The sequence below is a fragment of the Protofrankia symbiont of Coriaria ruscifolia genome (assembly GCF_900634745.1).
Classification (GTDB): domain Bacteria; phylum Actinomycetota; class Actinomycetes; order Frankiales; family Frankiaceae; genus Protofrankia; species Protofrankia californiensis.
Genome location: NZ_CAAAFR010000169.1, coordinates 25,218 through 44,366, shown reverse-complemented (window position 1 = coordinate 44,366; position 19,149 = coordinate 25,218). Strand labels below are relative to the sequence as shown.

The window sequence follows — 19,149 nt, the reverse complement described above, 5'->3', positions numbered from 1 at the left end:
GGCGGGCTGGCAGCCCAGGTGCGGGACCGCTCGGCTTGCAACGTCCCGGCGGCGCCTCGCGGCCAACCATCCGCTTTGCGGCTGCCGGGCGGTTTGTCCCTTCTGAGCTAAAGGTCACACCCGGAAACTCGGATCGAGCCTCCTTCGTTCTTCAGGATGGTTCACATAGTTACTGCACGTGATGGGCCCTGCTGGCGGCAGGACCCATCACCAACAGGACTCGGACTGGCGGTCGGATGCGGGCGGACAACGCCTATGGGTCGGCTTCGTTATAGGCACGGTCGTCTTTCGCGACCCCTGCGAAGCGTCTCCATCGCGACACCCTGTCCGGTGCCGATCCGACCCCGAGGAGCACGGTGTGGCAGTCCCACACGTCCCATCACCAGTACCTTCGTCGTCACAGCACAGCCACTCGCCGCCCGGCGCACCGGACGGTGCCGCTCGCGATCGGGCCCGCCGACGCCCGCTCGCGGCCTTCCGGCCCGACCTGCAGGCGTCCCTGGTGGTGTTCCTGGTTGCGATGCCCCTGTCGCTGGGTATCGCGGTCGCCTCCGGCGCGCCGATCGCCGCCGGTCTCATCGCCGCCGTGGTCGGTGGGATCGTCGCCGGCTCGTTGGGCGGTGCGCCGTTGCAGGTCAGCGGGCCCGCGGCGGGGCTGACGGTCATCATCGCGGGCCTGGTCTCCAGCTACGGATGGCGGGTCACCTGCGCGGTGACCGCTGCCGCGGGTGTGGTGCAGATCCTGTTCGCGGTGAGCCGCATCGCTCGTGCGGCGGTCGCCGTCTCACCCGCGATCGTGCACGGCATGCTCGGTGGTATCGGGCTGACCATCGTCTTCGGGCAGCTGCACGTCGTGCTCGGAGGTGAGCCGGAAAGTCACGCTCTGGACAATATCGCGACTCTGCCCGAACGGATCATCAACAACCATGACGCCGCGACGCTGGTCGGTGTCGTGACGATTACGATCATTCTGTTGTGGCCCCGGCTGGTCAGGATGCTGCCCAGGCATCTGCGAGCGATTCCCGCGCCGCTGGCCGCGGTTACCTTCGGGACCGCCGTCGCTGCCGCGCTCCACCTCGACCTGCCCCGTGTCGATCTGCCCGGGGCGATCCTCGACTCGGTGTCGCTACCGAGGTTTCCGGAAGGCGACTGGACCGGGATCGTGGTCGCTGTCTTCACCGTCGCCGTCGTCGCGAGCGTCGAATCCCTGCTGTCGGCGGTTGCCGTGGAAAAACTCCCCGGTGCGCGCAGTCCCGGGCAACGCCCGGTCAGCCTCGACCGTGAGCTGTTCGGTCAGGGATCGGCCAACATCCTGTCGGGTCTCGCCGGCGGGCTGCCGGTGACCGGTGTCATCGTCCGCAGTTCCACCAATGTCGCCGCCGGGGCGAGAACGCGAGCATCGGCAATCCTGCACGGTGTGTGGGTGCTGCTGTTCGCCGTGTTCCTCGGCGGCGTGGTCGAATGGATCCCACTGTCCGCCCTGGCCGGTTTGCTGGTGGTCGTGGGGATCCGGTTGGTCGACATTTCCCATCTCCGCCATGTGCGTCGGCACGGTGAACTGCCCGTGTACGTCGTCACGCTGGTCGGTGTCGTCGCTCTCGACCTGCTTCAGGGCGTCGCGCTCGGCCTGGTCACCGCGCTCGGCCTGATCCTGCGCCGGGTGTTGTGGTCCAACATCCACCTCGTCCGTTCCGGTGAGATCTGGCAGGTGGAGGTCGAGGGAACGTTGAGTTTCGTGTCCCTGCCCCGACTGTCGAGGGTCCTCGGCAGGGTCCCCTCAGGCGTGCCTGTGTCGATCGAGCTTGTGGTGGACTATCTCGACCACGCCGCATTCGACCATCTGCATGCCTGGTGCACTGAACACGAGCGGGCCGGTGGGAGCGTGACGGTCGACGAGATCGGTCACGCCTGGTTCCGGCATTCCCAGAACGGCCAGGTCCAGCGACGCCGTACCGTCATCCCACACCTGCCCCGCTGGTTCGCCCCCTGGTCGCAGTGGCAGGAGCTGACCGCCGCGCACACCGACGCCCCACGCACCGACTCACAGGTTGATCCCCAGGAGCCGGTCGGAACAGGTGCGGACGGGGCCGGCCCCGCGGACGATCACGCGCATCCCGTCGGCACGATGCTGGTCGGTGTGGCCGAGTTCCACCGCCGGGCCGCTCCGCTGCTGCGCGGCACCCTCGGGGGGCTCGCCGAGGCGCAACGTCCCAGCGCCCTGTTCCTGACGTGTGCCGATTCTCGGGTGGTTCCGAACATCATTACCAGCAGCGGCCCAGGAGACCTCTTCACCATCCGCAACATCGGCAATCTCGTCCCGCTCGGTGCGTCCGGAGAGACTGTTCGCGGCGAGCGGGGCAGCGACCTGTCCGTGGCGGCCGCGCTGGACTACGCCGTCAACGTCCTGAGAGTTCCCTCGATCGTGGTATGTGGGCACTCCGGGTGCGGCGCTATGCAGGCGCTGCTGTCCGGTCACATCGACAATGATCCGGACTCCGCGCTGGCAGGTTGGTTGACCCATGCCCGCGGGGCGTTGTCACGTATGCCGCTGCCCGGCACGGAGGCACTGCCCCCCCTGGAACAGCTGGGTCGGGCGAATGTCGTACAGCAGCTGGAACACCTGCGTGGCCATCCTGCCGTCCGGGGGGCACTGGAGCAGGGCCGGCTGGAACTCGTCGGCCTCTACTTCGACATCTCCGCCGCGTACACCTGGGTGCTCGACGAGACGACGGGTTACTTCGTCGATCCGTCGGAGGCGTTGACCGCGGTCGCGCCGCATCGCCGCCGTGCACCCCGCAGGTGGGACACGTCGACCCCGACAGCCTCGACGACAGGCCCGGCCACGGTGCATCCGCCGTCTGCGCCGCACACCAGGGGTCCCGGCAAGACGCTCGGCGACGGTCATCGTGCCCGCCGCCGCCGCGGAACCCCGGCCTGAAGGCAGCCCGACCGAGCATGGGCCGACCGAGCATGCACAGTCCGTGGTTGTCAACAGGCTGGGATTCGTCATGAGCTGTCCACCCGAATAGATTCGGGATACTGGCGTCCGCCAGGCTCGGAAGGGGGTCGGACGGCATGCGCATGGTGTTCTCCGATGCGGACGAGCTGGTCTTTCGTGATGCATGCGACCGGCTCGTCGGGCGGTTCGACGAATGGGCCGGTGAACGCGGCCTGGAGGTTGATCCGTTCGCGGTCGAGGTTGCCCTTGAGCACAAGTGGGCCGTGGGCGACGGGATACTGAGCCGTTGGACGGTCGCGGACCTGCGCGAGCTCCTGCTGGGCTGGATGCCGCTGAAGATTGCAATGATGGAGGAGCAGTGGGCCACGGTCCTGCCCACACTGCGCGTGTTCTTCGACTTCCTCACCCGGACCGGGCTCGCCGACCCCCGGTGTGATCCGGGATTGCCCGCCGCGCTGGAAGAGCTGGCCGGCGAGTTCAACGCCGCGATGGGGGACGAGAGCCGATATGGCGTGGCCAAGCACTGGGCGATGATGATGCTACGCCGGGGCGTCGACATCGGGAACGAGGAGCAGGTGGGGTGCTTCGTCACCGACGTGCAGGCGGGGGAGGTCTTCTACGACCCCGAGCAGGCTCTGCAGGCGGCCATCCTCACCGGGCAGGAACAGATGCGTCCCAGGCGCCGACGCCTGGCAGCAGTCGCGCTACCCGCCGACGAGGAACTGGCCGCCGCGGCAGCGGGCAGCGAAGTGTTGCGGCGACTGCGCGTCCTGCTGAGCTGGGTGGGGGACGGCCGCAGGCTCACCCAGACCGGCCGGATCACCCTCGCCGACGCCCGCGAGCTCGTGGAGCTGCTCGGGACCGGTGACGTGGTCGACCCGGTCGTCCACGATCGGGTGTACCGCACCAAGAGCAGCGAGGAGCTGTACGGCCTCAACGTCACGGTCGAGTGGGCAAAGGCCGCCCGGCTGGTGCGGACCGCCAAGGGCCGGCTGCTGCCGGTGAAGAAGAACGTAGCCACGCTGGACCGTCCGCTGGAACTGTGGGGCCTGGCGTTCGCGGCCTTTCCGCGGCTCGGCCTGGCCATCTGCTCGTCCGGATGGACGGAGTCCATGCTGCGGTACCAGTTCGACGAGGGCGCCTGCGCCGTCCTCACCGCCGCGTACACCCTGGGGGGCGACGTTGCGCTGGCTGACCTCCACGAGCTGGTCTGGGATCTGGCCAGCGAGAGATACGAGACCGACGAAGCCCCGCAGCAGCAGCATCGGAAAACCTGGCAGAAGCTGGTCGAGCACGACCTGCGGCGCATGTTGCAGTGGCTGGAGATACTGGGCGCACTCCGCATGATCGCCGGTGAGGCTGGTGGTACCGCCACGGGTGAGGCCGCTGGTGGCACGGCCGGCGGTGAAGCGGCGGACGAAACAACGGCCGACAGGGTGGCCGAGCTCACTGCGTTGGGGAGGTGGGGCACCCGCCGCATGCTCCAGGACGCCGGTTTCGAGGCCCCGGTGATGGCCGACATCGCGGGGGAGGAGGCAGAGGTCGTCGTGCACGTGGCAGGGGCGGCAGCCTCCGAAGAAGACGCCGACGCCCTGCTGCGCGCCTGGTCGGACGCGCGTGGGGAACAACAGGCCATCGCGGAGCTGACGGCCCTGCTGCGGCGTTCCGACGACGTCCAGCAGTGGGTTGTCACCCTCGACGCCCTGGTGGAGATGGGGGCAGCCGGAATCGAGGTGGTCATGGGGCTTCGCGATGACGACAGGTTCCGCCCGTACCCGACGTTGGTGCTGGCCCAGCACGGGGTCGTCGATCAGGCTGAGCTGGGGGACACCGATGTCGCCGTCATGCTCGCCGAACAACTCGCCACCGTCCTTCTCGCCGGGGACGAACAGGTGGTCGACGTGTTCACGAGTATGGGTGACGCCGACGTGCAGCGGGCGGCGCTGGAGGACATGGGACGCTGCGGGCATCCCAAGGCGCCGGCCGTGCTGACGGCGATCGCCCGTCACCATCAGGATCCGAAGGTTGCCCGGACGGCTCGTAAGGCCGCGTTGAGGGCAGGGTGAAAGAGAGCACGGTGAAATCGAGGTAAAGCACGGTGAAATCGAGGTAAGGCATGCGGCCTTGCGCGGGAAGGCCGCGGTCGCTGGGAGGGCCGTCTTTCGCGGGAAGGCCGCCGTCCGGGTGGGCCCTTGTACCGGTTTCGGGTGGGCCGTCGACTCTGACGAACGTCCCGGCCCGTCTCGATACTGGATGGCATGCGTATTGTGGTGTTCGGCAGCGGAGCGATAGGAACGCTGCACGCCTGGGCGCTGTCACGGGCTGGGCATGACGTCAGCATGCTGGTCCGCCCGGAACAGCTGACCCGTTGGTCCGACGGGATCGGTCTGCGGATTCTCGACGTGCGGGGCAGGCGCCGTCGGGAGGTCGCCGAGCGGTTCCGCCCTCGCGTTGTCACCGAGTTGCGCCCTACGGACGGTGTCAACCTGGTCGTGCTTGCGGTCCGGCACACCCAGGCACCGGATGTCCTGCCGGCGCTGGCGCGCAACCTCGGTTCCGCGGTTGTGTTGTTTCTGAACAACAACTGGCGCGGCCTTGACTTCATAGACGCCTACCTGGACAAGGATCAGTACGTGTTGGGCGCCCCGCGGGCCGGTGGCGGCATTATCGACAACGTCCTGGACGGTGCGCTCGAAGGCGGGATCATGCTCGGGTCGAGCGTGTCCGGGCACACGTTGTACAGCCCGGTGACCGACACCGCCGAGCAGAACCTGGGCCGTCTCGTGGCGCTGTTCGCGGAGGCCGGTTTCCGGCCGGAGATTCATCCCAACATGGAACACTGGCTGTGGGTGCATTTTGCGAGCATCAGCGCGTGGATATGCGGTGCTGCCCGCGCCTGCGGCTTCGAATCATTCACGCGTAGTAATCGAGCGGTTTATGACGCCCTGCATGCCGGTCGTGAGGCCATGCAGATCTGTGCTGTGCGCGGGGCCGACGTGCGGACAGCACAGGATGCTCGACCGTTCCTGCTGCCACCGTCGACCATTACCCCGGCGGTCCGGCTCATGCTCCGCGGCGAGCTGCCCCAGCGAATCTCGGTGAATCACGGCCGGTATGCTCCGGTGGACCTGTACGAGATCTATGACGATCTCGTCCGCACGGGTGAGCGGCTCGACGTCCCCATGCCCTCTCTGCTGTCCTACCGGGGTGACGTGGAACGGATGGTGGAACTCGCCCCGAGCCTGTGACCAGCGAATTTTTCGCCGATTTTCCGCAGTGGTTTCAGAGCCGAAAAACAGATTCTCAGCTCAGTAAATCAGATTCTCAGCTCACTACCGGGACCGGTTGGCGATGATGGCGGCGACGGGCGGGATGACCGCGGCGACGAGCATCATCGCCAGCGCCGCGGGTACCGACACGAACCGGATCACACTGCCCGCGAGCACGAACAGCGTGACACAGACGGCCATCATCGTCAGGTACCGGCGGCGGACCGCCCGGCTCGTCACGCCATCTGCCGTCCGGTCCGCCACGCCACCGGCCGGGCTGAGGGGTATGCGCCGGTCGTAGTCACGCCGCCGGTCGGTATCCCCCAGGACCTCATATGCCATGCTGACCAGGCGGAAGGCGCTTTCGGAACCGCCCGCATCCGGATGGGTGCGTCGCGCCGCCCGCCGGTAGGCGGTCACGATCTGGGCGTGGGAGGCGGTCGGTGGCACGCCCAGGACGTCGTAGAGTGATAGCGGCACCACAAGTCATCCCATACCCGGTGGGTCAGGCGTTACCCAGCCAGGTCACTCAGTCGGCCAGGTCACTCAGGCGGGCTACCCGGCCCGTTACCCGGTCACCACCCGCAGCCACCCCGCCTCGCACCCGGTCCCGGAGGTCACATGGATCTGCAGCTTGCCGGGCGGGTCGTCCTCGTTACCGGAGGTTCCGACGGGCTGGGCGCGGCCGTCGCGCGCGCCCTCACCGCCGAGCAGGCGCGGGTCGCGATCTGCGCCCGGGACGAGGCCCGGCTCAAACTCACCGCGGACGAGCTGCGCGCCGCAGGTGGGGACGTCCTCGCCGTACCGGCGGACGTCACCGACGTCGCCGCGCTGGACCGCTTCGTCAAGGCGGCACACAGTCGGTGGGGCCGGGTGGACGCGATCGTCAACAACGCCGGCAGGTCCGCAGCTGGGGAGCTGGCGTCCGTGACCGACCAGGAGTGGCAGGACGACCTGCAGCTCAAGGTGTTCGCGGCGATCCGGCTGTCGCGGCTGGTGTTCGACCATCTGCGTGCCTCGGACGCCGCGGCGGTGGTCAACGTGCTCGCGACGGCGGCGAAGGCGCCTCCGGCAGCTTCGATGCCGTCCTCGGTGTCACGGGCTGCCGGGATGGCGCTGACCAAGGCGCTCGCCGGCGAATGGGGCCCGCACGGGATCCGGGTCAACGCGCTGCTGGTCGGTCTGGTCGAAAGCGGCCAGTGGGAACGGCGGGCTACCGCCGCCGGTACGTCCACCCGGACGTTGTACGAACGGATGGCTCATGACGCGCGGATACCGTTGGGCCGCGTCGGCCGGGCGGAGGAGTTCGCCGACGTCGTGACCTTTCTGCTCTCGCCCCGCAGCTCCTATGTGACCGGAACCGCGCTCAACGTCGACGGTGGCCTGTCACCGGTGGTATGACGCCTGTCCGGTTTTCAGCCGGAGGCGATGAGCACGGCGGCGACGACTACACCAAGGGTGATCACAGTCGCGCGTAGTGCGGTGGCCGGCAGCAGCCGGGCGACCCGCGCGCCGAGGATCCCCCCGGCGCAGGAGGTCAGCAGCAGGATCGCCGCAAACCCCCAGGAGACCTGCGCGCTCACGACGAACACGGCGATGCCCACCGCGTTGACTCCGAGCGAGAGCAGCGTCTTGGAGGCGTTCGTGCGCTGGATGTCGTCCGGCATCAGGATGCCCAGGACGCCGAGCAGGAGCACGCCGAGGCCCGCACCGAAGTAGGAGCCGTAGGCCCCGGCCAGGAACACCCCGGTGCGGGTCGGCCAGGTCACGGATCCGCCGGTTACGGCGGCACGGCGGCGGGTCACCCAGGTGGCCAGCCACGGTTGGACGCCAAGCAGGAGGCAGGCCACCAGCACCAGGTAGGGAACGACCACCCGGAAGGAGCCCGCGGGGGTGGTCAGCAGGATGACTGCCCCGCTCAGCCCGCCGAGCAGCGCCGGGACGGCCAGCGCCCGCAGCCGGGCGGTCTGGCCGGTCAGCTCCCGGCGGTAGCCGAACGCGCCGCCGGCATATCCGGTGATCAGCCCGACCGAGGAGGTGATGTTCGCGGTGAGTGCGGGCATCCCGGTGGCGAGCAGCGCCGGGAAGACGATCAGGGTTCCTCCTCCGGCCACGGCGTTCACCGCTCCGGCCAGCAGGCCGGCAACCGCCACGAGCGCGGCGTCTGGCACTCCCATGGCGTCCAATATTCACCGGAGCGGCCCGGTGCGAGTAGACAGGTGGAGTGGCTGGTTCCGAGACGTTGAGGATCACAGGCCGGGTGCTGGTCGGGCCCGAGGAGGTCCGGGACGGGCTGTGGGTCGTGGACGGGAAGATCACGTTTGAGTGTCCCGCCGGTGCCCGTGCAGTCGACGCGCACACGGTGTCGGGGTGGGTGCTGCCCGGTCTGGTGGACGCGCACTGCCACGTGGGGCTGGACGCCCACGGCGCGGTCGGCCGGGACACCGCCGAGCGGCAGATCCGCATCGACCGGGACGCGGGCGCGTTGCTGATCCGGGATGCGGGCTCGCCCGCGGACACCCGGTGGGTGGATGAACGTGAGGACCTTCCCCGCCTGGTCCGAGCCGGCCGTCACCTCGCCCGGACAAAACGGTATATCCGCAACTTCGCTCTGGAGATCGAGCCTGACGAGCTGGCCGCCAACGTCACCGAGCAGGCCCGCCGGGCCGACGGCTGGGTCAAGATCGTTGGAGACTGGATCGACCGGGACACCGGGGATCTTTCCGCCTGCTGGCCGCGGGAGGCCGTCCGGGCCGCGATCGCGGCGGCCCATGCCGCCGGCGCCCGGGTCACCGCGCACTGCTTCGCCGAGGACTCTCTCACCGACCTGGTCGAGGCCGGGATCGACTGCGTCGAGCATGCGAGTGGGCTCACCGACGAGACGATCCCACTCTTCGCCGAGCGCGGCGTCGCCATCGTGCCGACATTGATCAACATCGCCACCTTCGACGGCATCGCCGCCGCGGCGCAGGAGAAGTTCCCCGCCTACAGCGCGCACATGCGGGCGTTGCACGCCCGCCGGTACGACACCGTCCGCTCCGCCTACGAGGCGGGAATCGCGATCTACGTTGGCACGGATGCCGGTGGGTCGCTGGCGCACGGTCTCGTCGCGGACGAGGTCGTCGAGTTGGTGCGGGCGGGGCTGCCTCCGGTGGCGGCCCTGTCGGCGACAACCTGGGCCGCGCGTGCGTGGCTGGGCTTTGCCGGGCTGACTGAGGGGGCGCCGGCGGATTTCGTCGTCTATTCCGAGGACCCGCGGGTGGACGTCCGGGTGCTGGCCGCGCCGTTGCTGGTTGTCATGCGCGGCCGGGTGGTTGTACGTAACGGTCCTTGACCCGCTGTCACATAATGCCGGTGTCGGGGTAGTGACAAAAAATTCGTTTCCGCGGTCGGCCCGTCGACGTGAGCAAAGCCCTGTCCCCGGGAACAACGTCGGGAAGAAGTCCGGAGCGAACCACGCCGAGCGGACGAGGCGGGAAACAAGGAGTTGTCTGATGCTCACACATGCCCGGTGGACGCACGTGGCCCTTCCTTCCAGCGACATCGACGCCTCGATCGACTTCTACACGACGATGACCCCGCTCGTGGTGGTCGCGACCCGCAAGGACGAGGCGGGCCGGAGCGCGTGGCTGTCCAACGACCAGCAGTGGCAGGATCCGTTTGTGCTGGTCCTCGCCGAGTTCACCGCCGAGCGTGGGCACCGTCAGCCGACGATGACGCCATTCGCGCATATCGGGATCGAGGTGGCGGACCGCGCTGAGGTGGACGCGGTCGCCGGCCGGGCGAGGGCCGCGGGATGCCTGCACTGGGAACCGCAGGACATGCCCGACCCGGTCGGCTACATCTGCGCGGTGACAGACCCGGACGGGAACGTGATCGAGTTCAGCCACAACCAGAGGGTGTTCCAGACCATCCGCGAGCTGTGGGGCCCGTCCGGCCGGCGCGGTACGTCGGGATGGGCGAGTCCTCCCAGGGACGATTCTCACCCGCCGATCGCGCGCAATGGCGCCAGGTGAGCCTGCAGCGTTCGATCGTCCCCAAGAGCCAAAGGCAGCACGATCATGCTTCTTTCGTGCTGCCGGAGGCCCGGCTCTCCCAGGCCACTAAGGTGAAGCGGGCGGGACGACAGATGGGGGAGCATGGGAGCGTCCCGTACGAGGGCACATCGTATGAGGGCACATCGCATGAGCGCGCATCGTATGAGGGCACATGGTGAGATCGGGGCATAGGGAAAGGCACTATGGCGGGCGGTCGGGCTGGCTGCGTGCCGCGGTGCTGGGCGCGGACGACGGCCTGGTGTCGACAGCGAGCCTGATGCTCGGGGTGGCCGCGTCGTCGGCATCCCGGGCGGCCGTGCTGACCGCGGGTCTTGCCGGGCTCGTCGCCGGGGCGACGTCGATGGCTGCCGGGGAATTCGTCTCGGTGAGCTCCCAGAAGGACGCCGAGTTGGAGGATCTTTCCGTCGAGGCTGCGGAGCTCGCGACCGATCCCGATGCCGAGCTGGACGAGCTGACTGGTATCTACATCGGGCGCGGTCTGAACCCCCGGCTCGCCCGGGAGGTGGCCGTGGAGTTCAGCCGTACCGATCCTCTTGCCGCGCATGCCCGGGATGAGCTCGGTCACTCGCCCGACAACGCCGCCCGTCCGGTGCAGGCGGCCGGGGCTTCGGCGCTGAGTTTCGCCGCGGGTGCCGTGCTTCCGCTGGTGGCGATGCTCGCCGGTTCCGGCACGGACAGGGTCGTGCTGCTGATCGCGGTTACCGAGGTGGGGCTGGGTCTGCTCGGCGCCGTCGGCGCCGCACTCGGTGGCGCGAATCGGGTGCGGGCGGCGGTTCGCGTCGTTCTCGGTGGATCGGTTGCCATGGCCGTGACGGCCGCGGTCGGCGCACTCGTCGGCACCACCGTCGGATAATCCTGCGTCGGATAATCGCGTGGGCTGCCCCGAGCCGGTGACCCGCGCACCTTTCACGATCCCGCGGCCGAACCCAGCGCCGGGTCGGGCCTTCTCCACAAAACAAGCGAATTCTTCTGCTGTCGGAGTCCCCGGATCACTCCGTGCAGCCGGTCAATCCACTGCCGTACCCCGAAGCCGAGGTTTACCTTCGGTAATCAGTTTGTGTCATGATCGGTGTGGGTAGGATGCCTGCGCGCATGCCGGGTATCGGCTGCGCCGGGCCGGTACCCGGCAGGTTTTTGGAGGGGTCGAGATGGCAAGAGCAAGAATGCTGGTAGTCCTTCTCGTCGGTGTGCTGCTCGCGACCACGGGCGCAATTCTTGTTGCCGGCCAGGCGCAGGCGACACAAGGTTTCTGCGGTATTTCATGGGGTAGTCTGCCGAAGACCGCGGAGCCGTACAGCCAGAACCCGCTGACCAACATACGAACTGGTAGAGATCGCTGCTGGGACCGTATGGTGCTGGATGTGAACGGGCCTGCCGCCGGCTATGACGTCCGCTATGTGGACAGCGTCCACGCCGACGGATCCGGCCGGCTCATACCGCTGAACGGTGGGGCGAAGCTCCAGGTCGTCCTGAAGGCTCCCGCCTACGATCAGACCTTCCAGTCCACCTATTCCGGGATCGTCGGTCAGAAGCTGCCCGGTGTGAATCTCGCCGGTTATCAGACCTTCCGGGACGCCAAGTTCGCCGGTAGTTTTGAAGGACAAACCACGATTGGGCTCGGAATTCGTGCTCGGCTGCCCTTCCGGGTCTTCAAGCTGGACAACCGGGTGGTGCTCGATGTCGCACACTTCTGGTCATAGGCAGGCCGGCGGGTTCGTAGGCAGACCGGCAGGGCATGTGTCCAGGTTGGCGTGGATGCCGAGCACACGACTCGACCACCTGCGGTGACCGTGCCGGCAGATGGTTGATCGACACCTGTCGCCGCGATGTCCGATGCTCGCCCGGCGCGGGCGGTGGTGGTGGCTACCGGAAGTAGCGCTCCTCCAGGACGGTGACGGGTTCGAGGCTGCCCCGGCTGCCGCGGGCACCTTCCCCGCTCCTTCCCGCGGAACCACTGTGCGGCCCGCCGACCGAGTAGCTGTCCGGTTGCGCGAAGTGAGATGGTCATCTAGTCTTCATTCTCGGTGGAAGAAACTCGACCGAGAACGGAGGCGGGCCAGTTCGTGGTGGCCGGGAATGAGACGGAGTGATCCCGAGGTCGAGAGGCGGGAATTCCTCCAGTTTCGTCGTGGCTGACTTTAGCTGGCCTGGTGGTCGCCGATCCGAGTTTTCCTGCATTATTGGACGGTGACTCTCCTGGTTGTGCATCGTAGCTTCCTACACGGCTGTAAAGAGATGAATTATGTCGAAGAAGGCCGGTTCCATGACCGCTCCACCCGCCGGGGTCGTCACCAGAGTCGGCGTCGACGAATTCGTAGAAAAACGCAGGTCAAGTGTCCGACGGCGCCTGTTGGAGACTGCGGCCTGGCTGACGACGCCGCTGTTGCCCGATGACTACCTCGGACTGGTCAATCCGTTATGGTCGACCCGGGAGCTGCGTGGCCGGGTCAAGGCTGTACAGGCAGAAACCAGAAACGCGACGACCCTCGTGATTCGCCCCGGCTCGGGCTGGAGGGGGCATCGGGCGGGTCAGTACGTCCGGATCGGGGTCGACATCGACGGCGTACGGCACTGGCGCAGCTACTCGCTCTCCTCGGCACCGGAACGCGCGGACGGGTACATCACGATCACGGTCAAAGCGGTGCCGGAGGGAGTTGTCTCCTCATACCTGGCACGTCGGGCCACACCGGGCATGACCGTCCGCCTGGCTCAGCCGGAGGGCGACTTCGTTCTGCCGCGGACGCTCCTCGGGTCACGGCTGCTGTTCCTCACCGCCGGCAGCGGGATCACTCCGGTGATGGGGATGCTGCGCAGCCTCGCCGCGCGCGGCGAGATGCCGGACGTGGTCCTGGTGCACTCCGCGCCCACACGTGACGAGGTCATCTTCGGCGTCGAGCTGCGGCAGATGGCAGTACGGTTCCCGAGCCTGCGACTGTTCGAGCGCCACACGCGCGTGGGCTGCACCGGTTCGCGCGGCCGGTTCACAACGGCGGAACTGCCTGTGATCTGCCCCGACTGGTACGCACGGGAAGTCTGGGCCTGCGGACCCCCTGAGATGCTCGACGACGCCGAGGAGCACTGGCGACAGGCCGGGATCGCGAACCGGCTGCACCTTGAGCATTTCCGTCCCGCGGTGGTCTCGGGTGGAGGTGCCGGTGGACGGGTCCGCTTCGCCAGGAGCAGGCGGGAGGCAGACGCTGACGGCGGCACACCGCTGCTGGCCGTCGGTGAGGACGCGGGTGTCCTCGTCCCGAGCGGCTGCCGGATGGGCATCTGTTACAGCTGCGTGGCACGGCTGGCGTCGGGTCGTGTACGGGATCTGCGCACCGGAAGGGAACACGGCGACGAGGGAGAACGTATCCAGATGTGCGTGTCGGCCGCGGCCGGCGATGTCGAGATCGACCTGTAGCGACCGAAGGCGGCGCGATCGTGGCTCTCCTCGCGCCGCCGGTCGCCCGAGGAGACCGGGGGCAGAAGTGATGACGACGATCGCGCGTCTCAGCGAGGGTGACATCGAGGAGTTCGGCCATGAGCTGGACCGGATCCGCGACGAGGTGATCGCGAGCCGGGGCGAGGACGATGCGCGCTACATCCGCCGGGTGATCGCGATTCAGCGGGGCCTGGAGGCGGGTGGCCGAACTGTACTGTTCGCCTCCCTCCTACCACCGGCTTGGGCGGCGGGCACCGCGATGCTGGTCACCGCCAAAATCCTGGAAAACATGGAAATCGGTCATAACGTACTGCACGGGCAGTGGGACTGGATGCGCGATCCCGAGATCCACTCCACCACCTGGGAGTGGGACTCGGCCAGCCCCGCCGAGCAGTGGAAGCACTCGCACAACTATGTGCATCACACCTATACCAACGTTCTCGGCAAGGACCGCGACATCGGCTTCAGCGCCATGCGGGTCGTCCCGGAGCAGCCGTGGCATCCGATCTACCTCGCCCAGCCGCTCTACAACGCGGTACTTGCGGTGTTCTTCGAGTGGGGAATCGCGATCTACGACGCCGAGCTCGAACGGGCGTTGCGCGGTGAGAAGAGCTGGGACGAGGTGTTGGGGCAGCTGCGGGGCGTCTGGCGCAAAGCGCGACGCCAGATAGTCAAGGACTATCTGGCATTTCCGTTGCTCGCCGGACCCGCCTTTGTGCCCGTACTGCTCGGCAACCTCACGGCCAACGCGGCCCGTAACATCTGGGCGCATATGATTATCTTTTGCGGCCATTTCCCCGACGGGACCGAGGTCTTCACCGAACAGCAGATCGAGGGGGAGACCCGCGGCGAGTGGTACCGGAGGCAGCTGCTGGGCTCGGCCAACATCGACGGCGGCCCGCTGCTCCACATCATGAGCGGCAACCTGAGCTTCCAGATCGAGCATCACCTGTTCCCCGACCTGCCGAGCAATCGGTACGCCGAGGTTGCGCCGCGGGTGCGTGATCTGTGTGAACGGTTCGGGCTTGCCTACACCACCGGGCCACTGATGCGCCAAAGCACACGCGTGTGGAAGCGCATCTTCCGACTGGCGCTCCCCGGGCCGACGCCACGATCCGCGGACGCGGCCTCGTCGCAGCCCGAGCCCGTGTCCGCCGCGCCTGACCGTGGCTGGAAGCCCGTACCCATGCCGCGCCGCCGCGTAGGCAGTCCCGCCGACCACGCGAGGGTTCAGGAGCACGCCAACAGGTGAGCCGGTGAACGGGGTCCGGCGGTAAGCACCGAAGCGCCATTGGATGATCTTAAAGCTCTGATCGGGCCCGGGCTGCGGGTTTGGCGCGATCTCGGGATCTCTATCTCGGGATCGCGACGCCGGGATGGAGACACGGTGCCGGCGAGCCGCTGGCGGATCAGGGATCAGGTAGCAGGTACGAAAGGCCGCTGTGGGGAAAGGAGGTGGCTATGACGGCAGGCGCTTGGGGATCCCGCAAGGTCATGGTGGATCGCTCGGAGGGGTTCGGCGAGCGACTGCTGGGTGTGCTGCTGGACCGCGCTCACGAGATGCCGCCGCAGCTGATCGCCCCGCTGGTCGCGGAGGAGGTGAGCAGGATCGGTGGCCGGGACGTCTCGATCCTCCTGCAGGACTATGAGCAGTTGACGCTGACGCCGCTGCCGGGCAGGAGACTCATGATCGGGGAGGCCGAGCCGATCGACGACTCCCCGGCCGGGCGGGCTTTTCTCCATGCGATGATCGTCGAACAGCCGCAGGCCGACGGTGTACGGATGTTCCTGCCGCTACTGGACGGGAGCGACGAAGTGGGGGTGCTGGCCCTCACCCTCGACACCGTCGATGACGATGACCGGCGGTTGCTGCGGCGACTCGCCGGCCTGGTCGCCGACATGCTGGTCACCAAGAACAACTACACCGACCAGTTCTTCCAGGCCCGGCGCCGCCGACCGATGAGCGTGGCCGCGGAGATCCAGTGGTCGCTGCTGCCCCCGCTGACCATGGTTACCCCGCAGGTCGCGGTAGCCGGCATCCTCGAGCCCGCCTACGACATCGCCGGCGACAGCTTCGACTACGCCCTCAACGACGACATCCTGCACGTGGCCATCATCGACGCGATGGGCCACAACCTGGATGCCGCCGTGCTGGCGACGGTCGCCATCGGCGCCTACCGGCACGCCAGGCGTGCCGCCGTCGGGCTCGCGGACCTGTACATGTTCATGGACGAGGCCATCGACAAACAGTTCGGGCCCGATCACTTCGTCACAGCGCAGATGGTGCGCCTGAATGTCGGAACTGGCCACCTGCAGTGGGTCAACGCCGGCCACCCGGCACCGTTACTGATCCGTGACCACCGGGTCATCCAGGCGCTGGAGAGCCCGGGAACCCTGCCCGTCGGCTTCGGTGGTGACATCCCGCAGATCAGCGAGCAGGAGCTCCGGCGCGGTGACCGGGTGCTGTTCTTCACCGACGGTCTCATCGAGGAGCATGAAAGCGGCGGGGAGCAGTTCGGCGAGGAACGCATGATCGACTTTGTTGAGCGCGCCCTGGGTAGAGACGTGCAGGAGATCACGCGGAGTCTGTCCCGTACCCTGATGCAGGAACGGGGCGGGATCACCACCGACGACGCGACCCTCTTCCTGGTCGAGTGGCGCGGGGGCAGCGCCGACCACCTCGCCAACCTGGAAATGTGATCAACACCGTGCCCGGAACACCGTGCCCGAGCCCGCAACACCGTGCCCGCAACACCGCCCGGCGAAGCCGCCGACGTCCGCTGGGGTGGCCAGGTTGGACGGCGCAGCCACGCTGATGCGCAGCTAAGGTTCAGCTATGGCGCGACGGACACAGTGGGAACGGTATGCACAGCGGGAACGGCAGGCGCTGTGTGACCTTCTGCTTGAGCTCGGCCCGGACCAGCCGACGCTGTGCACCGGTTGGACGACCCGTGATCTGGCTGCCCATCTGGTCGCCCGGGACCGCAAGCCACAGGCGTTGCCCGGACTCGCGGTGCCACGACTGCACGGCATCACCGAGCGTGTCGAACGAGCCACCAGGGATGCCCACTCCTACGAAGATCTTGTCGCGTTGGTCCGCGCGGGCGCGCCGGTGTGGCATCCGGCCCGCATCCCCGCGGTGGACGAGGCAATCAACCATGTCGAGTACTTCATCCATCACGAGGACGTCCGGCGTGCGCAGCCGGCCTGGAAGCCGCGGGATCTCGACGCTGCCACGCGGGACAAACTGTGGCGGCCGTTGAGACTGATCGGGAATCGAGGCTTCCGCAAGTCCCCGGTCGGTGTTGTGGCGGAGCGCACCGACGGGGTAGGGCGGCTGGTGCTGCGATCCGGTACCGGGCAGGTGGTCCTCGCCGGTGCGGCCCCCGAGCTGCTGCTCTACGCTTTCAACCGGCGGGAGCAGGCAGTCGTCGACGTCCGTGGTAACCAGACGGCTGTGGCCGACTTTCTGGCGGCCCCCGCGGGGCTGTGAAGCAATTCCCGCCTGGGCGCCCGAACAGGAGTTATCCGGACGGGTCGGCGGTGCCTGGGTAGAGGTCATCAGGACCAATGGCCAGTATCCGGTCGGCGGTGTTGCGTAGTTCGGGATCGAAGCCGGCGCCGCTGTAGCAGGCGATCACTGTATCCCGGGTGTCGAATCCTCTGGCGGCCAACAGATCGCTGGCTCGGCGCAGACGTTCGACCTGCCGGACGCCCATGAGCTCACCCCGAAGGCGACGAGCATACTTCATCAAAGTGTAGTCCTCACTATCAGGGTTCTCCCGCATGCGTCGCAGTTCCCGGGCTGTGTTCCGCGGGACACGGTGTGGCCGGCCTCCGTCTCCACCAGCACGCTACTGTGAGAAACAGGCTGCTTCCCGACTTAGCCGGGCAGACCACTTGCCTTCACGCCGCCGAAGCTGAATATGGCCGATCTCCTGGCCGATCGACCGAATAGACTTTACTGAGGACAGGATTTTCTTCTCCACGCTTCTTTCCCTGCGTGCATGGATCTCCGTGTTCCCGGCGGAGATCAACACCAGGCTGCTCAATTTCTGTAGACGCGCCAGATCTTCGGGGGTCGGAAGGTTCCGCGAGCCGAGCTGGAATGGAGAGAGGACGCAAAGAGGATCGGCTTCGAGTAGATGCTCCCAGACCTCCGGACAGTGGCTGCTCACGGCACCATGATGCGGAACCTTAAAAACAACACTTCGAATATTCGGTCGCCCGGGGTTGTCGAGAGCCGCATGCCAGCCGCGCATGCGATCAGAAGGAAAGTGCTCCAGGTCGGCGCCGAGAAGAACACCGCAACCGTCGCTGAGTTCGATCAGAAGTGCGATACTCGTGTCGTTGGGGTGAAGACTGGGAACGCGGTGGAGGCCAGGATCGTTTCCTAGGGGAATAAGAGAAGCGATATGCTCTACGCCCCGTGCGATGTCCTCATCCGAAGGGCTCAGGGCCCAAACCGCAACCACCGGAGAATCATCGCACATGAACAAACGGGTTGAGCTTCTGATCGGCGAAAGAGCGCGCCCTCCGCTCCTTCTCCGAGCATCGATCTCTCTGCTGATCATTCGTAGTTCGGATGTTCCGGAACTGTGCTTTGATGGTAAAGCGGGCGTGCGGTCGACTAAAGCGAGAAACTCGTTCGAGCGAAATGCGGACGAGCAGTAGAAGATGGCATTCTCTGCTCTTCTGACCACCGCGTGGAGCCCGCGGACATGATCGTCATGCCAGTGGGTAGCTACAACGGCTTGTACTGATTTTTCTATCTTGACGTCCAGTGCATCCAAATACTCGACCGCGACGCTGACCTCAGTCCTTTTGCGAACACACGAATCGATCACCATCCAGCGCCGGTTACCGAGGTGGATCACCAGGCATTCACCGTACCCCGGCCCGAATACAGACAGCTCGAACTCGTCGGGATCGGGAGGGGTCATGGAGGGCGTTTCGGAGACCAGTTCCCTCATTGGCGCCTTGATTTGCCGAGACGTCGGAAGCGGATAACAGAAGTATTCTCCACCTGGCCACTCGGGCGAGTTACCTTTCCTATCGTCCAGTAGAAAAGCGCGCCCGGTTTGCACAAGGGTAGATCATCTTTCGAGACGTCGTCCAGGTAGAACTCGACGACGGAAACTTCATCGGTCTTGAGGTCGATTATCTGTGCACGAAAATAGGAGGCATAGAGTTCGGTCACCGCCCCTTCCCATTGAGCGGTCGGAAGGAATCGCGCTCGTCCTGGGTTGAGTGAGGGTGGCGGGGCGGTTAGGACCGGGCGACGATCCTCTTCTTGTTTGTCGGGCAAGGTTGTCGGTGAGTAGTTGGTCTCGAACTCGTCTCTTGGTCGGTTCCCGTACAAGCCGGATCCGACCCTCGACCAATACAGCACAATTGGCTCCGAGGTCACTGTGCCGGTAGAGTTGGTCGCTG

Annotated in this window: 17 protein-coding genes; 12 read left to right on the top strand and 5 right to left on the bottom strand. The window is 66.9% G+C overall.

The window, feature by feature from the left end; translation table 11 throughout:
- Nucleotides 1-358: 358 nt before the first annotated feature.
- The 3 genes from CV1CTNOD_RS18665 to CV1CTNOD_RS18655 all read left to right on the top strand — a co-directional run bounded on the left by CV1CTNOD_RS18665 (nt 359) and on the right by CV1CTNOD_RS18655 (nt 6,207).
- Nucleotides 359-2,938 carry a bifunctional SulP family inorganic anion transporter/carbonic anhydrase gene (locus tag CV1CTNOD_RS18665; RefSeq protein WP_131787309.1) on the top strand — a complete coding sequence of 860 codons (2,580 nt, stop codon included), beginning with the start codon at nt 359-361 and terminating at the stop codon, nt 2,936-2,938.
- Between the two features lie 137 nt (nt 2,939-3,075).
- Nucleotides 3,076-5,025, top strand: a complete 1,950-nt coding sequence (locus CV1CTNOD_RS18660; RefSeq protein WP_131787308.1) for a hypothetical protein — start codon at nt 3,076-3,078, stop codon at nt 5,023-5,025.
- 192 nt (nt 5,026-5,217) lie between these two features.
- Nucleotides 5,218-6,207 (top strand): ketopantoate reductase family protein, encoded by a 990-nt coding sequence (locus CV1CTNOD_RS18655; protein WP_131787307.1) that lies wholly within the window; start codon nt 5,218-5,220, stop codon nt 6,205-6,207.
- A gap of 84 nt (nt 6,208-6,291) precedes the next feature.
- Here CV1CTNOD_RS18655 and CV1CTNOD_RS18650 read toward each other — a convergent pair whose 3' ends face one another.
- Nucleotides 6,292-6,708, bottom strand: coding sequence for a J domain-containing protein (locus CV1CTNOD_RS18650; RefSeq protein ID WP_347402958.1), 417 nt, complete (start codon nt 6,706-6,708; stop codon nt 6,292-6,294).
- A gap of 141 nt (nt 6,709-6,849) precedes the next feature.
- On the opposite strand from CV1CTNOD_RS18650, the gene CV1CTNOD_RS18645 reads away from it, so the two are divergent.
- Nucleotides 6,850-7,629: an SDR family NAD(P)-dependent oxidoreductase gene (locus tag CV1CTNOD_RS18645; RefSeq protein ID WP_131787305.1), complete on the top strand. Its 780-nt coding sequence runs from the start codon at nt 6,850-6,852 to the stop codon at nt 7,627-7,629.
- A 14-nt stretch (nt 7,630-7,643) separates the two neighbouring features.
- Here CV1CTNOD_RS18645 and CV1CTNOD_RS18640 read toward each other — a convergent pair whose 3' ends face one another.
- Nucleotides 7,644-8,405, bottom strand: a complete 762-nt coding sequence (locus CV1CTNOD_RS18640; protein ID WP_131787304.1) for a sulfite exporter TauE/SafE family protein — start codon at nt 8,403-8,405, stop codon at nt 7,644-7,646.
- Nucleotides 8,406-8,452: 47 nt separating this feature from the next.
- Between CV1CTNOD_RS18640 and CV1CTNOD_RS18635 the strand changes: the two genes are divergently transcribed.
- The 8 genes from CV1CTNOD_RS18635 to CV1CTNOD_RS18600 all read left to right on the top strand — a co-directional run bounded on the left by CV1CTNOD_RS18635 (nt 8,453) and on the right by CV1CTNOD_RS18600 (nt 17,209).
- Nucleotides 8,453-9,562 carry an amidohydrolase family protein gene (locus CV1CTNOD_RS18635; RefSeq protein ID WP_131787303.1) on the top strand — a complete coding sequence of 370 codons (1,110 nt, stop codon included), beginning with the start codon at nt 8,453-8,455 and terminating at the stop codon, nt 9,560-9,562.
- Nucleotides 9,563-9,722: 160 nt separating this feature from the next.
- A complete protein-coding gene (locus CV1CTNOD_RS18630) occupies nt 9,723-10,244 on the top strand; it encodes a VOC family protein (protein WP_131768188.1) in 522 nt (173 codons plus the stop codon).
- A 193-nt stretch (nt 10,245-10,437) separates the two neighbouring features.
- Complete coding sequence (locus CV1CTNOD_RS18625; protein ID WP_131787302.1) at nt 10,438-11,139, top strand: VIT1/CCC1 transporter family protein; 702 nt, start codon at nt 10,438-10,440, stop codon at nt 11,137-11,139.
- Nucleotides 11,140-11,434: 295 nt separating this feature from the next.
- Nucleotides 11,435-11,986: an AMIN-like domain-containing (lipo)protein gene (locus CV1CTNOD_RS18620; RefSeq protein WP_207386547.1), complete on the top strand. Its 552-nt coding sequence runs from the start codon at nt 11,435-11,437 to the stop codon at nt 11,984-11,986.
- 563 nt (nt 11,987-12,549) lie between these two features.
- The gene (locus CV1CTNOD_RS18615; RefSeq protein WP_131787300.1) at nt 12,550-13,695 is read left to right on the top strand and encodes a ferredoxin reductase; all 1,146 of its coding nucleotides are present in this window, start codon (nt 12,550-12,552) and stop codon (nt 13,693-13,695) included.
- A 70-nt stretch (nt 13,696-13,765) separates the two neighbouring features.
- On the top strand, nt 13,766-14,968 hold the full coding sequence (locus CV1CTNOD_RS18610) for a fatty acid desaturase family protein (protein ID WP_131787299.1): 1,203 nt from the start codon (nt 13,766-13,768) through the stop codon (nt 14,966-14,968).
- 209 nt (nt 14,969-15,177) lie between these two features.
- A complete protein-coding gene (locus tag CV1CTNOD_RS18605; RefSeq protein ID WP_131787298.1) occupies nt 15,178-16,416 on the top strand; it encodes a PP2C family protein-serine/threonine phosphatase in 1,239 nt (412 codons plus the stop codon).
- 136 nt (nt 16,417-16,552) lie between these two features.
- Nucleotides 16,553-17,209, top strand: a complete 657-nt coding sequence (locus tag CV1CTNOD_RS18600) for a TIGR03085 family metal-binding protein (protein WP_131787297.1) — start codon at nt 16,553-16,555, stop codon at nt 17,207-17,209.
- A 31-nt stretch (nt 17,210-17,240) separates the two neighbouring features.
- On the opposite strand, the gene CV1CTNOD_RS18595 is transcribed toward CV1CTNOD_RS18600, so the two are convergent.
- The 3 genes from CV1CTNOD_RS18595 to CV1CTNOD_RS18585 form a co-directional block, all read right to left on the bottom strand.
- Nucleotides 17,241-17,435: a hypothetical protein gene (locus tag CV1CTNOD_RS18595; RefSeq protein ID WP_207386546.1), complete on the bottom strand. Its 195-nt coding sequence runs from the start codon at nt 17,433-17,435 to the stop codon at nt 17,241-17,243.
- 135 nt (nt 17,436-17,570) lie between these two features.
- Nucleotides 17,571-18,689, bottom strand: coding sequence for an MBL fold metallo-hydrolase (locus CV1CTNOD_RS18590; protein WP_131787295.1), 1,119 nt, complete (start codon nt 18,687-18,689; stop codon nt 17,571-17,573).
- Entirely contained in the window at nt 18,686-18,916 is a 231-nt protein-coding gene (locus CV1CTNOD_RS18585; RefSeq protein ID WP_131787294.1) for a hypothetical protein, read from the bottom strand. The genes CV1CTNOD_RS18590 and CV1CTNOD_RS18585 overlap by 4 nt, the downstream gene beginning before the upstream one ends.
- Between the last annotated feature and the right edge of the window lie 233 nt (nt 18,917-19,149).

Excerpts from the sequence above, each read along its gene's own strand:
- CV1CTNOD_RS18660 (WP_131787308.1), top strand. The coding sequence starts at position 3,076 with ATGCGCATGGTGTTCTCCGATGCGGACGAGCTGGTCTTTCGTGATGCA.
- CV1CTNOD_RS18655 (WP_131787307.1), top strand. The coding sequence starts at position 5,218 with ATGCGTATTGTGGTGTTCGGCAGCGGAGCGATAGGAACGCTGCACGCC.
- CV1CTNOD_RS18645 (WP_131787305.1), top strand. The coding sequence starts at position 6,850 with ATGGATCTGCAGCTTGCCGGGCGGGTCGTCCTCGTTACCGGAGGTTCC.
- CV1CTNOD_RS18640 (WP_131787304.1), bottom strand. The coding sequence starts at position 8,405 with ATGGGAGTGCCAGACGCCGCGCTCGTGGCGGTTGCCGGCCTGCTGGCC.
- CV1CTNOD_RS18630 (WP_131768188.1), top strand. The coding sequence starts at position 9,723 with ATGCTCACACATGCCCGGTGGACGCACGTGGCCCTTCCTTCCAGCGAC.
- CV1CTNOD_RS18625 (WP_131787302.1), top strand. The coding sequence starts at position 10,438 with ATGGTGAGATCGGGGCATAGGGAAAGGCACTATGGCGGGCGGTCGGGC.
- CV1CTNOD_RS18620 (WP_207386547.1), top strand. The coding sequence starts at position 11,435 with ATGGCAAGAGCAAGAATGCTGGTAGTCCTTCTCGTCGGTGTGCTGCTC.
- CV1CTNOD_RS18615 (WP_131787300.1), top strand. The coding sequence starts at position 12,550 with ATGACCGCTCCACCCGCCGGGGTCGTCACCAGAGTCGGCGTCGACGAA.
- CV1CTNOD_RS18610 (WP_131787299.1), top strand. The coding sequence starts at position 13,766 with ATGACGACGATCGCGCGTCTCAGCGAGGGTGACATCGAGGAGTTCGGC.
- CV1CTNOD_RS18605 (WP_131787298.1), top strand. The coding sequence starts at position 15,178 with ATGACGGCAGGCGCTTGGGGATCCCGCAAGGTCATGGTGGATCGCTCG.
- CV1CTNOD_RS18600 (WP_131787297.1), top strand. The coding sequence starts at position 16,553 with ATGGCGCGACGGACACAGTGGGAACGGTATGCACAGCGGGAACGGCAG.
- CV1CTNOD_RS18595 (WP_207386546.1), bottom strand. The coding sequence starts at position 17,435 with ATGGGCGTCCGGCAGGTCGAACGTCTGCGCCGAGCCAGCGATCTGTTG.
- CV1CTNOD_RS18590 (WP_131787295.1), bottom strand. The coding sequence starts at position 18,689 with ATGAGGGAACTGGTCTCCGAAACGCCCTCCATGACCCCTCCCGATCCC.